Source organism: Kitasatospora sp. NPDC088548 (assembly GCF_044753005.1).
Taxonomy (GTDB): Bacteria; Actinomycetota; Actinomycetes; order Streptomycetales; family Streptomycetaceae; genus Kitasatospora.
Map to the genome: position 1 here is coordinate 100194 of NZ_JBIVMI010000014.1, position 12825 is coordinate 113018.

Genomic DNA, 12825 nt, shown 5'->3' on the forward strand with positions numbered 1-12825 from the left:
GCTGTCGTGTGGTCCCGCGACCCGTCGCCGCGCCACGTCGCCGGCACCGTCCACCGGGAGGAGCTCGCCGAGTTCATCACCTGTGACCAGGAGCCGGCCAGGGCCGCGGCCGATCTCGGCTTCCCGGTGGCGGCTCCGGTGTGACGGAACGCCCCGCCCGGGGCGGGCCCGGGCCGGCCGGTACGGGACGCAACGGTCCGGCACCGGCCGGCGGGCCGGGTCAGACCGGGCGGAGCCAGAGGGTGGCGAGGGGCGGGAGGACGAGTTCGGCGCTGCGGGGCTGGCCGTTCCAGGGGGTGGGTTCGGCCTTCACCGGGCGGGAGTTGCCGAGGCCGCTGCCGCCGTAGGTCTCGGCGTCGGTGTTCAGCACCTCCTCCCAGAGCTGGTCGCGGCCGGTCAGGGCGGGCAGGCCGACCCGGTGGCCGTGCCGGACGACCGGGGAGAAGTTGCAGACGGCGACCAGCGGGGTGCCGTCGGCGGCGTAGCGGACGAAGGAGAGCAGGTTGTCCTCGGCGGCGCCGCCGTCGAGCCAGCGGAAGCCGTCCGGGGTGGTGTCCTGCTCCCAGAGCGCGGGGCTGGCGCGGTAGGTGCGGTTGAGGTCGCGGACGAGGTCCCGGACGCCGCGGTGGTCACCGGCCGCCGGCCACTGCTCGTCGAGCACCCACCACTGCGGGCCCTGCTCGTGGTCCCACTCCGCGCCCTGGGCGAACTCCTGCCCCATGAAGAGGAGTTGCTTGCCCGGGTGGGCCCACATGAAGCCCAGGTAGGCGCGGTGGTTGGCGCGCTGCTGCCACCAGTCGCCGGGCATCTTGGAGACCAGCGCCTGCTTGCCGTGCACCACCTCGTCGTGCGAGATCGGCAGGATGTAGTTCTCCGAGTAGGCGTACACCATCGAGAAGGTGATCTCGTTGTGGTGGTACTTGCGGTGCACCGGCTCCTTGGACATGTAGACCAGCGAGTCGTGCATCCAGCCCATGTTCCACTTCAGCCCGAAGCCGAGGCCGCCGTTGTCGGTGGGCCGGGTGACGCCGTCCCAGGCGGTCGACTCCTCGGCGATGGTGACCACGCCGGGGCAGCGCCGGTAGACGGTGGCGTTCATCTCCTGGAGGAACGCGGCCGCGTCCAGGTTCTCCCGGCCGCCGAACCGGTTGGGGGTCCAGCCGCCGTCCTCGCGGGAGTAGTCGAGGTAGAGCATCGAGGCGACGGCGTCCACCCGCAGGCCGTCGATGTGGAACTCCTCGCACCAGTACACCGCGTTGGCGACCAGGAAGTTGCGGACCTCGGTGCGGCCGTAGTCGAACTCCAGCGTCCCCCAGTCGGGGTGCTCGGCGCGCTGCGGGTCGGCCGGCTCGTACAGCGGCTCGCCGTCGAAGCGGGCGAGCGCGAAGTCGTCCTTGGGGAAGTGCGCCGGCACCCAGTCGACGATCACCCCGATGCCGTGCCGGTGCAGGGTGTCGACCAGGTACCGGAAGTCGTCCGGGCCGCCCAGCCGCGCGGTGGGGGCGTAGTAGCCGGAGACCTGGTAGCCCCAGGAGCCGCCGAAGGGGTGCTCCATCACCGGCATCAGCTCCACATGGGTGAAGCCCAGGTCCCTGAGGTAGCCCGGGAGCTCCTCGGCGATCTCCCGGTAGCCGGTGAGGTCGGGCCGCCAGGACGGCAGGTGCAGCTCGTACACGGACATCGGGGCCCGGTGGTGGGCGGTGCGGGCCCGGTGGGCCATCCAGTCGCCGTCCTGCCAGCGGTACGCGGAGGAGGTGACGACGGAGGCGGTGCCGGGCGGGCACTGGGCGGCACGGGCCAGCGGGTCGGCCTTGTCGAGCACCCAGCCCTGCCGGGTGTGGATCTCGTACTTGTACTGGGTGCCCTCGGCGAGGCCGGGCACGAACAGCTCCCAGATGCCGGACGAGCCGAGCGAGCGCATCGGGTGCCCGGTGCCGTCCCAGTGGTTGAAGTCGCCGATCAGCCGGACGCCGACGGCGTTCGGCGCCCAGACCGCGAACGCGGTGCCGTCCACCCCGTCGACGGTGCGCACATGCGAGCCGAGGGCCTGCCAGAGCTGCTCGTGCCGGCCCTCGGAGATGAGGTGGAGGTCCAGCTCGCCGAGGGTGGGCGGGGTGCGGTAGCCGTCGGGCTGGACCAGCGGCTCACCGCCGGGGTAGGTCACCAGCAGCCGGTAGTCCGGCAGTTCGGTGCCGGCCAGCAGGCCGGTGAAGAGCCCGTTCTGCTGGTGGGTGAGCTCGGCGGGGCCGTGGGCGGTCTCCACCACCACGCGCTCGGCGAACGGGCGCAGGACCCGGATGGCGGTGCCGCCGTGCACCGGGTGGGCGCCGAGCAGGGCGTGCGGGTCGTGGTGCTCGCCGCGGAGCAGCCGGTCCACCTCGGCCGGCGGCAGCGGCGCCTCGGGCAGCCGCAGGGTGCCGGTGGGCACGGCGGCGGTCGCGGTGGCCGGGGCGACGGGAGCGGCACCGGAGGGCGTGGCGCCGGTGGGTACGGCGTTGGAGCGCACGGCACAGGAGGGCGCAGCGTTGGTGGGCACGGCGTCGGCAGCCGGCGTGCTGGCGGCCGCCGACGGCCGCGGTTCGGCCGACCGGGCCGTCACGGGTTCGCGCTGGGGGGAGTCCGCGTCCGCCAGGAAGGTGGCTGGCACGGGGCGGGTGGTGCGGCCGGGCGGGTCGAGCGGCGTCACGGCGGGGTCCTCCTGCGGAATCGGATGGCCGCGGGATCGTCGGCGGCGGGGTGGGCTTTCTCCGGGGCGGGCGGGCAGGCGTGGGTACGGAAGGCGCGGAAGCGGGGGGTGCTCAGACGGTCAGCGCGAGGCGGTTGATCGCGGCCAGCGGGATCGGCAGCCAGCCGGGCCGGTGCCGGGCCTCGTAGACCACCTCGTACACCGCCTTGTCGATCTCCAGGGCGCGCATCAGCTCCGGCGAGGCGGCCGGGTCGGTGCCGCCGCCGGCGGTGTAGCCGGCGCAGAAGGCGGTGCGGTTGCGCTGGGCCCAGGCGGCGGCGAGGTGGGCCAGCTCCGGGTCGGCCGGCCCGCCGGCCAGCAGGTGGGCGGCGGCGTAGTCGAAGGAGCGCAGCATCGCGGCGACGTCGCGCAGCGCCGTCTGCGGCTCGCGGCGCTCGGCGACGGACTTGGCCGGCTCGCCCTCGAAGTCCAGCAGCACCCAGCCGTGCGGGGTGCGCATGGCCTGGCCGAGGTGCAGGTCGCCGTGGATGCGCTGGACCGGCAGGCCGTCCGGGTGGGCGTCGGCGAGCTGCTGGAAGGCGGTGCGCAATGCGGCCCGGTAACGCAGCAGGCCGGGGACGGCGGCGACCGCGCTGTCCAGCCGGTCGGCCATCGCGGTGGCCAGCTGCCGGGTCTGGGCACGGTCCAGCCGGGCGACCGGCATCGAGCGGGCCAGCACCCGGTGCACCTCGGCGGTGGCCCGGCCGAGCCGGTGCGCCTCGATCGCGAAGTTGCCGGGGGAGCGGTCGCCCTTGAGCCGGCCGACCTGGTCCAGCGCCAGCTCCCAGCCGTCCTCGGCCTCCGGCAGATAGCGCTGGAGCAGTCCGAGGGTGGCGGGTTCGGCGCGTTCCAGCCGGCTCTCGAACCAGGCGGCGACCCGGGGGATGCGGGTGGAGCCGGCCCGGGAGAGCGCGAGCGAGAGCTCCAGGTCGGGGTTGGTGCCGGGGTGGATCCGGCGGAACAGCTTGAGGATGTAGGAGGTGCCGTAGATGACCGAGCTGTTGGACTGCTCGGCGGTGGAGGCGCGGCCGGGGAGGTTGGCGGGCAGTCCGGAGCCCGGGGTGCGGCGGAACGAGAGGGAGCCGAACCGGTCGCCGGTGGCGAGATGCTCCAGCAGCCGCCCGGTCAGCTCGGGGTCGTGCACGGCGTCGTAGAGCGTCGCGCCGTCGTACGGGCCCTGGCTGAGGCGGCCGAGTACGGCGGTCGGTTCGATGTCCGAGGGGCCTTCCGAGCGGATGCCGAGCAGCAGTTGGTAGATGTCCCCGTGGGGCGCGCCGGCGGTGGTGGCGTGCTCGACCCGCAGCAGCAGGTGCAGCAGGGCGGGGTCGCCGACCTGGAGCGGGGTGCCGACCGCCGGGGTGAGGCCGGTGATGGGCCGGCCCTTGCCGGCGTACCAGCGCTGGGTCGGGAGCCATTCGGCGATCAGCGGCAGGGCTGCCTGGACGAGTTCGCTGACCCCCAGGGCGGTTCTCCGGGCCCCGGTGCCGCGCGCGCCCACCGGCGCGGCGGAACCGGCGGGGGTGTCGCGGTGAACGTGGGCTTGAGAACGGGAGGTTTCGGACATGACTCCCTTTCCCCGGAAGCGGGCGGACTGCCCGACGGGTCTGGCCGGGTCCGTCAGTCTTCCGGAATTCGGCGGCGCGGCGGCGACGGCACGCGAGCGGGGCTCAGGTGTCACGCCTTCGTGTGGGTGGCCGTTGGGCTGTTCTCCGTACGCGGTGGTCCGAAGACCTCCGGGGGCGCGGGGTCAAACTCCCGCGCCCCCGGGAGGTTTGGTGCGGTCGGTGGTGCGGAATGTGCTGAGGGGGTGCAGCGGAGGTGCCGGGGCGGCTCTGGCGGATCGTTACTTCGACCGCCTGGTCCCGCTCAGGCGCGGGGGCTGCCGGAGCTGGAACCAGTAGAAGCCGTGCCCGGCGAGGGTCAGCAGGTACGGCCACTCGCCGATCGAGGGGAAGCGCACCCCGCCGATCAGCTCGACCGGGTACCGTCCTCCGTACTGCCGCAGGTCCAGTTCGGTCGGTTGCGCGAACCGGGAGAAGTTGTTCACGCACATGACCAGGTCGCCCTCGTGCTCGCGCACGAAGGCCAGCACGGCGGGGTTGCTGGAGGGCAGTTCGGTGTACGTGCCGAGGCCGAACGCCGGGTTGAGCTTGCGGATCTCGATCATGCGACGCGTCCAGTGCAGCAGCGAACTCGAACTGCTCTGCTGCGCCTCGACGTTGGTCACCTGGTAGCCGTACACCGGGTCCATGATGGGCGGCAGACTGAGCCTGCCCGGGTCGGCGGAGGAGAAACCCGCGTTGCGGTCCGGCGTCCACTGCATCGGCGTGCGGACGCCGTCCCGGTCGCCCAGCCAGATGTTGTCGCCCATGCCGATCTCGTCGCCGTAGTAGAGCACCGGCGAGCCCGGCAGGGAGAGCAGCAGGGCGGTGAACAGCTCGATCTGGTTGCGGTCGTTCTCCAGCAGCGGGGCGAGCCTGCGGCGGATGCCCACGTTGGCCCGCATCCGGGGGTCCTTGGCGTACTCCGCGTACATGTAGTCGCGCTCCTCGTCGGTGACCATCTCCAGGGTCAGCTCGTCGTGGTTGCGCAGGAAGATGCCCCACTGGCAGCCGTGCGGGATGCGCGGGGTCTTGGCGAGGATCTCCGAGACCGGGTAGCGCGACTCCCGGCGGACCGCCATGAAGATCCGCGGCATGACGGGGAAGTGGAAGGCCATGTGGCACTCGTCGCCGCCGGAGCCGAAGTCGCCGAAGTAGTCGACGACGTCCTCCGGCCACTGGTTGGCCTCGGCGAGGAGCACGGTGTCGGGGTAGTTGGCGTCGATCTCCTTGCGGACCCGCTGGAGGAACTCGTGCGTCTCCGGCAGGTTCTCGCAGTTGGTGCCCTCGCGGGCGAACAGGTACGGCACCGCGTCCAGCCGGAAGCCGTCGATGCCGAGGTCGAGCCAGAACCGCAGCCCGGCGATCATCTCGTCCTGGACCCGCGGGTTGTCGTAGTTGAGGTCCGGCTGGTGGGAGAAGAACCGGTGCCAGAAGTACTGCTTGCGCACCGGGTCGTAGGTCCAGTTGGAGCTCTCGGTGTCGACGAAGATGATCCGGGCGTCCGGGTACTGCTTGTCGTCGTCGGCCCACATGTAGAAGTCGCCGTACGGGCCGTCCGGGTCCTCCCGGGAGGCCTGGAACCACGGGTGCTGGTCGCTGGTGTGGTTCATGACGAAGTCGATGACCACGCGCATGCCGCGGGCGTGCGCGGCGTCGACGAACTCCATGAAGTCGGCGAGGTCGCCGAACTCCGGCAGGACCGACTTGTAGTCGGCCACGTCGTACCCGCCGTCGCGCAGTGGCGAGGCGAAGAACGGGGGCAGCCAGAGGCAGTCGACCCCGAGCCACTGCAGGTAGTCGAGCTTGGACGTGAGCCCCTTGAGGTCCCCGATCCCGTCGCCGTTGCTGTCCTGGAAGGACCGCACCAGCACCTCGTAGAAGACCGCCCGCTTGAACCACTCCGGGTCCAGGTTCTTCTTCGAGGTCTCGGGGAAGGTGTCGGGGACGGGCTCGTTCACTGTCACGCTGGGTTCCTCCGAACCGTGAGGAGGTGAGCCGGCTCGGCAGAGGGATCGAGCCGGACGTAGTTGTGCCGGCCCCAGGTGTAGGCGGCGCCGGTGAGCTCGTCGTGCACCGTGAACGGCACGTCCGCCTCACGGCCCGGGAGGGCGATCGTGACGGTGGCCTCCTGGGCGTGGTGCGGGTCCAGGTTGACCACGGTGATGACGTGGTCGGTGAGGCCCTCGGGCGTGGTCGCGGTCTTGGAGAAGGCGAGCACCTGGTCGTTGTCGGTGGGGTGGAAGTGCAGGCCGCGCAGCTGCTGGAGGGCGGGGTGCCGGCGGCGCAGCCGGTTCAGCACGGTGAGCAGCGGGGCGAGGGTGTCCGTCCGGGTCCAGTCGCGCGGGCGCAGCTCGTACTTCTCCGAGTGCAGGTACTCCTCGGAGCCGGGGTGGGCCGGCTCGTTCTCGTACAGCTCGTAGCCGGCGTAGACGCCGTAGCTGGGGGAGAGGGTGGCGGCCAGGACGGCGCGGATCGCGAACGCCGCCCGGCCACCGGTCCGGAGGTACTCGTGCAGGATGTCCGGGGTGTTGGGGAAGAAGTTGGGCCGCATGTAGGCGGCGGCGTCACCGGAGAGTTCGGTGAGGTACTCGGTGAGTTCCTGTTTGGTGTTGCGCCAGGTGAAGTACGTGTACGACTGGTGGAAACCGATCTTCCCCAGGGTGTGCATCATGGCGGGCCGGGTGAACGCCTCCGCCAGGAACAGCACATCGGGGTCGGTGCGGGCGATGTCGCCGAGCACCCTCTCCCAGAACACCACCGGTTTGGTGTGCGGGTTGTCGACCCGGAAGATCCGTACCCCGTGGGCCATCCAGAAGTGGAGGATGCGGATGGTTTCCTTGACGATTCCATCCATGTCCTGATCGAAGTTGACCGGGAAGATGTCCTGGTACTTCTTCGGCGGGTTCTCGGCGTAGGCGATGGTGCCGTCGGCCCGGTGGCTGAACCATTCCGGGTGCTTGTTCACCCACGGGTGGTCGGGGGAGCACTGGAGCGCGAAGTCCAGCGCGACCTCCAGGTGCAGCGCCTCGGCCTCGGCGACGAAGTGGTCGAAGTCCTCGATGGTCCCGAGGTCCGGGTGGACGGCGTCGTGGCCGCCCTCCGGCGAGCCGATCGCCCAGGGTGAGCCGACGTCGTGCGGACCGGCCGTCAGGGTGTTGTCCGGGCCCTTGCGGAAGGCTCGGCCGATCGGGTGGACGGGCGGCAGGTAGACCACGTCGAAGCCCATCGCGGCGACGGCCGGCAGCCGTTCGGCGGCGGTCCGCAGGGTGCCGGAGACCGGCGGCTCGACGCCGTTCGGGTCCACCACCGCGCCCTCCGAACGGGGGAAGAACTCGTACCAGGAGCCGTAGAGCGCGCGCTCCCGGTCCACCTGGAGCGGCAGCGGGCGGGAGGCGCTCACCAGTTCGCGCAGCGGGTACCGGGCCAGCAGGTCCAGCACGTCCGGGGCGAGCGCGGCGGCCAGCCGGGAGAGCGGCGGCAGACCGGTGTCGCGCAGCGCGTCGGCGGCGGACAGCACGTGTGCCCGGCCCTCCTTCTTCGGCACGTTGGCGGCGGCCCGCTCCAGCAGCCGGGCGCCGTCCTCCAGGACCAGCGCGGTGTCGATCCCGGCGGGCAGCTTGACGGCGGCGGTCCGGCGCCAGGTGGCGATCGGGTCGCTCCACGCCTCCACCAGGTAGGACCAGCGGCCGGGTGCGGTCGGGGTGACGTACGCGCCCCAGCGGTCGCTGCCCTCGGCGAGCTCGCGCATCGGCGTCCAGGGGCCGCTGCGGCCGCGCGGGTCGCGCAGGACCACATTGGCGTTCACCGCGTCGTGGCCCTCGCGGAAGACGGTGGCGCTGACGAGGAAGGACTCGCCGGTGACGGCCTTGGCCGGGCGGCGGCCGGCGTCGACGAGGGGGCTGACGTCCAGGACGGGGATGCGGCCGATCACGGTGTCGCTCTCTGTCGTCTTGCGGGCGGAGGGCTTGCGGACGGGGGCATTGCGGGGGGCGGCCTTCGCGGGCGTACCGGCCCGCGCGGTGGCGGACCCGGCCGCGGGTGTGCCGGTGGGTGCGCCGGTCGGCCCGGCGGGTGTGCCGGTGGCGGCGGCGGTGCGGCGCTTCGTGGTGGTGCGCCTGCGCGGTGCCGCGGCCCGGTGCTCCTCGGCCCCCGGGTGCCGGGCCGGTTCGGCCCGTTCCGGAGGGACGGCCCCGGCCCCTCGGGGCCCCGGCATCGCCGTGTCTGCCCGACTGTCAGAATCCATCCGTCCGGCGGATTCCGCGACCGCTGCGTCGAGTGTGTCGGCCACCGGTGTGGACTGGTCCCGCGTGTCGCCGTGCATGCCAAACTCCTGCCCGAGATCGGCGGCAGCTCCCGCGGGCCGCGCGGGCCAGGGGAGTACCGGGAGGACTGCTGGGTGGGGAGGACGTGCGACCGGAAGCCTGCCCGCGCCGTCGTCCCCGGCAACCTGCCCGTCTCCCGCCGAGGCTGTGGCGGGAGGTCCCGGAACCCGTGTGCGTCCCGGCGCACGCCTCTGCGGGGACACCCCGGGGGGTTCCCGACCCACCCGTGAACGAGCAGGCCGAGTCGGAGGACACGCGTCGGTGCGCGGCGAGCGCCGAATGGGCTAAGGAGGATGAGGATCGATCAACGCGAAAAGGATTCGGACGTGCTGCTTCGAGAAGGGCGCCACCCTTCGCCGTACTCCCCGCAGCATCAACGACCTTCGTTCATCGTCGCACCGGGGGCAGGGTTTTCGCAGCGGTACGACAGTAGTTTCGGGCGTCGTCCGGGGCGGATCCTCCGGTGGAAATGGATCTGTTCCGCAGCGTTCACGCATTGGTAGCGCGTTCCCTCGGAAAGTGCGCCTCGCGCGCCCCCTGTGCAGTCCAATGCGCCGAATGCGATCTCATCAATAGGCCGAACGGAGTCCCAATAGCCCACTTGACGCACCCTCATGACGATTGCCGGGGCTACGCTTCACGCCGTGAAGGCAATCCGCAGATTCACCGTCCGCACCGTCCTGCCCGAACAACTCCAGCCGTTGCACGAGCTGGCCCTCAACCTGCGCTGGTCCTGGCACCCCGAGACCAGGGACCTCTTCCGGTCCGTGGACCCGGAGGTCTGGGCCGCGTCCGGTGAGGACCCGGTGCGCCTGCTCGGGGAGGTCCCGGCCGCCCGGCTCGCCGCACTCGCCACCGACCGGCGCTTCCTGCGCAGGCTCGGCGACCTCACCGAGGACCTGCGCGACTACCTGACCGGCCCGCGCTGGTACCAGAGCTCCCCGCCCGGGGACGACCAGCAGGCCGTCCGCACCCCGCTGCCCGCCGCCATCGCCTACTTCTCGCCCGAGTACGGCATCGCCGCCGCGCTGCCCCAGTACTCCGGCGGTCTCGGCATCCTGGCCGGCGACCACCTCAAGGCCGCCAGCGACCTGGGTGTGCCGATCATCGGCGTGGGCCTGTTCTACCGGCACGGCTACTTCCGCCAGTCCCTCAACCGGGACGGCTGGCAGCAGGAGCGCTACCCCCTGCTCGACCCGGACGAACTCGCGGTCAGCCTGCTCCGGGAGAGTGACGGCACCCCCTGCCGGATCGACCTCGCCCTGCCCGGCGGCCGCACCCTGGCCGCGCACGTCTGGAAGGCCCAGGTCGGGCGCGTCCCGCTGCTGCTGCTCGACTCCGACATCGAGGCCAACTCGCCGGCGGAACGCGACGTCACCGACCGCCTCTACGGCGGCGGCAGCGAGCACCGGCTGCTCCAGGAGATGCTGCTCGGCATCGGCGGCGTCCGCGCCGTCCGCGGCTACTGCCGGCTCACCGGCCACCCCGCGCCCGAGGTCTTCCACACCAACGAGGGCCACGCCGGCTTCCTCGGCGTCGAGCGGATCCGCGAACTGATCGCCGACGACGCGGCCGGCCCCGGGCTCGACTTCGCCGCCGCCCTGGAGGCCGTCCGGGCCGGCACCCTGTTCACCACCCACACCCCCGTCCCGGCCGGCATCGACCGCTTCGACCGCGAGCTGGTCGCCCGCCACTTCGGCGGCGACGCCGCCCTGCCCGGCGTCCAGGCCGAGCAGGTGCTCGCACTCGGCGCCGAGACCTGGCGCGGCGGGGACCCGAAACTGTTCAACATGGCGGCCATGGGCCTGCGGCTCGCCCAGCGCGCCAACGGCGTCTCCACCCTGCACGGCGAGGTCAGCCGGTCCATGTTCAACGGCCTCTGGCCCGGCTTCGACGTCACCGAGGTCCCGATCACCTCCGTCACCAACGGCGTCCACGCCGCCACCTGGATCGACCCGGCCGTCGTCCGGCTCGGCGCCGCCGAACTCGGCGCCGACCGCGCCGAGGCCGCCATGACCACCGGCGACGCCAAGCGCTGGACCGGCCTGGAGCGGATCGGCAACACCGAGGTCTGGGAGCTGCGCCGCAACCTGCGCGCCCAGCTGGTCGACGAGGCCCGCCAGCGGCTGCGCACCTCCTGGCGCCAGCGCGGCGCGGGCGAGGCCGAGCTCGGCTGGGTCTCCTCGGTGCTCGACCCGGACGTCCTCACCATCGGCTTCGCCCGCCGGGTGCCCTCCTACAAGCGGCTCACCCTGATGCTGCGCGACCAGGAGCGGCTGCGCGCCCTGCTGCTGCACCCCACCCGGCCGGTGCAGATCGTGGTCGCGGGCAAGGCCCACCCGGCCGACGACGGCGGCAAGCGGCTGATCCAGCAGATGGTCGCCTTCGCCGACGATCCGGTCGTCCGGCACCGGATCGTCTTCCTGCCCGACTACGACATGGCGATGGCCCAGCACCTCTACCCGGGGTGCGACGTCTGGCTGAACAACCCGCTGCGCCCGCTGGAGGCCTGCGGCACCTCCGGGATGAAGGCCGCGCTCAACGGCTGCCTCAACCTCTCCGTCCTGGACGGCTGGTGGGACGAGTGGTACGACGGCCAGAACGGCTGGGCGATCCCCACCGCCGACGGCACCGGAGGGGTGCTCGACCCGGAGAGCGTCGAGGCCGAGCGGCGGGACGACATCGAGGCCGCCGCGCTGTACGACCTGATCGAGAACCAGGTGGCCGCCCGGTTCTACGACCGCGGTGCGGACGGGCTGCCGCACCGCTGGATCGCCATGGTCCGGCACACCCTGGTCACCCTCGGTCCCAAGGTGCTGGCCGGGCGGATGGTCCGTGAGTACGTCGAGCGGCTGTACGCCCCGGCGGCGCTGGCCCAGCGGGAGCTGGCGGCGGCCCGTCCGGGTGAGGGCCCGTACGCCGGGGCGCGCGTGCTGGCCGGCTGGAAGGCCCGGATCCGCGAGGCCTGGCCGGCCGTCCGGGTCGAGCACGTCGAGGCGGAGAACCGGGACGAGGCGCAGGAACTGGGCAGTGCGCTGGCGCTGCGGGTGCAGGTCGCGCTGGGCACGCTGGAGCCGGACGACGTCGAGGTGCAGGTGGTGTCCGGGCGGGTGGACGAGTCGGACGGCATCTCGGACGCCTGCCTGCTCGCGCTCAAGCCGGTGGGCGGCCCGGACCTGGACGGCCGCACCCGGTACGAGGGCTCGCTGGAGCTCTGCCGGACCGGCCCGTTCGGGTACACCGTCCGGGTGCTGCCGGCCCATCCGGGCCTGGCCTCGCCGGCCGAGCTGGGCCTGGTCACGCTGCCGGCCGAGTCCGCGGGGATGGACGCGGGGCTGCTGCGCTGATGATGCCCTGACGGTGGGGTGGGGAGACCGACACGGTCTCCCCACCCTCCTAGACCAGGCTGTTCCGCCAGGCCTGGTGCAGTTCGGCGAAGCGGCCGGAGCCGTCGATCAGTTCCTGCGGGGTGCCGTCCTCCACGATCCGGCCCTCGTCCATCACCAGCACCCGGTCGGCGATCTCCACGGTGGAGAGCCGGTGGGCGATGATCACGGCCGTCCGCCCGGCCAGCACGGTGCGCATCGCCCGCTGGACGGCCTGCTCGCCCGGGACGTCCAGGGAACTGGTGGCCTCGTCCAGGATCAGCACGGCAGGGTCGGCCAGCAGAGCTCGGGCGAAGGCGACCAGCTGGCGCTGCCCGGCCGAGATCCGCCCGCCGCGCTTGCGCACATCGGTGTCGAAGCCGTCCGGCAGCGCGGCGATGAACTCGTGGGCGCCGATGTCCCGGGCGGCCTGCTCGACCTCCTCGCGGGTGGCGCCGGGGCGGCCGATCGCGATGTTCTCGGCGACGGTGCCGGAGAAGAGGAAGGACTCCTGGGTCAGCATCACCACGCCGCGCCGCAGCTCCGCGGTGGCGAGGTCACGCAGGTCCACGCCGTCCAGGGTGATCCGGCCGTCGGTCGGGTCGTAGAACCGGGCCAGCAGCTTGGCCAGCGTCGACTTGCCCGCACCGGTCGCGCCGACCACGGCCACCGTCTGCCCGGCGGGCAGCACCAGGTTGAACGGCGGCAGCACCTCCTTGCCGGTCCGGTAGGCGAACTGGGTCTTCTCAAAGCGCACTTCCCTGCCTCGCGCGCTCGCCTCCGGGCGCTCGGATCCGGCGCCGACGTTC

The 12825-nt window shown here is 72.6% G+C and carries 7 protein-coding genes; 2 read left to right on the top strand and 5 right to left on the bottom strand.

The window, feature by feature from the left end; all coding sequences use genetic code 11:
• The first annotated feature begins 6 nt into the window (after positions 1-6).
• On the top strand, positions 7-144 hold the full coding sequence (locus ACIP82_RS19550; protein ID WP_400654662.1) for a hypothetical protein: 138 nt from the start codon (positions 7-9) through the stop codon (positions 142-144).
• 76 nt (positions 145-220) lie between these two features.
• On the opposite strand, the gene glgB is transcribed toward ACIP82_RS19550, so the two are convergent.
• The 4 genes from glgB to ACIP82_RS19570 form a co-directional block, all read right to left on the bottom strand.
• Positions 221-2686 carry a 1,4-alpha-glucan branching enzyme gene (gene glgB / locus ACIP82_RS19555; RefSeq protein WP_400654664.1) on the bottom strand — a complete coding sequence of 822 codons (2466 nt, stop codon included), beginning with the start codon at positions 2684-2686 and terminating at the stop codon, positions 221-223.
• A gap of 112 nt (positions 2687-2798) precedes the next feature.
• On the bottom strand, positions 2799-4289 hold the full coding sequence (locus ACIP82_RS19560) for a maltokinase N-terminal cap-like domain-containing protein (RefSeq protein ID WP_363604868.1): 1491 nt from the start codon (positions 4287-4289) through the stop codon (positions 2799-2801).
• A 279-nt stretch (positions 4290-4568) separates the two neighbouring features.
• Positions 4569-6293, bottom strand: a complete 1725-nt coding sequence (gene treS, locus ACIP82_RS19565) for a maltose alpha-D-glucosyltransferase (RefSeq protein WP_363604869.1) — start codon at positions 6291-6293, stop codon at positions 4569-4571.
• Positions 6290-8260, bottom strand: coding sequence for an alpha-1,4-glucan--maltose-1-phosphate maltosyltransferase (locus ACIP82_RS19570; RefSeq protein WP_400654782.1), 1971 nt, complete (start codon positions 8258-8260; stop codon positions 6290-6292). The genes treS and ACIP82_RS19570 overlap by 4 nt, the downstream gene beginning before the upstream one ends.
• Before the next feature lie 1035 nt (positions 8261-9295).
• On the opposite strand from ACIP82_RS19570, the gene glgP reads away from it, so the two are divergent.
• Positions 9296-11998 carry an alpha-glucan family phosphorylase gene (gene glgP / locus ACIP82_RS19575; RefSeq protein WP_400654667.1) on the top strand — a complete coding sequence of 901 codons (2703 nt, stop codon included), beginning with the start codon at positions 9296-9298 and terminating at the stop codon, positions 11996-11998.
• Positions 11999-12047: 49 nt separating this feature from the next.
• Here glgP and ACIP82_RS19580 read toward each other — a convergent pair.
• The coding region (locus ACIP82_RS19580) for an ABC transporter ATP-binding protein (RefSeq protein WP_400654669.1) at positions 12048-12825 on the bottom strand (778 nt) is incomplete at its 5' end.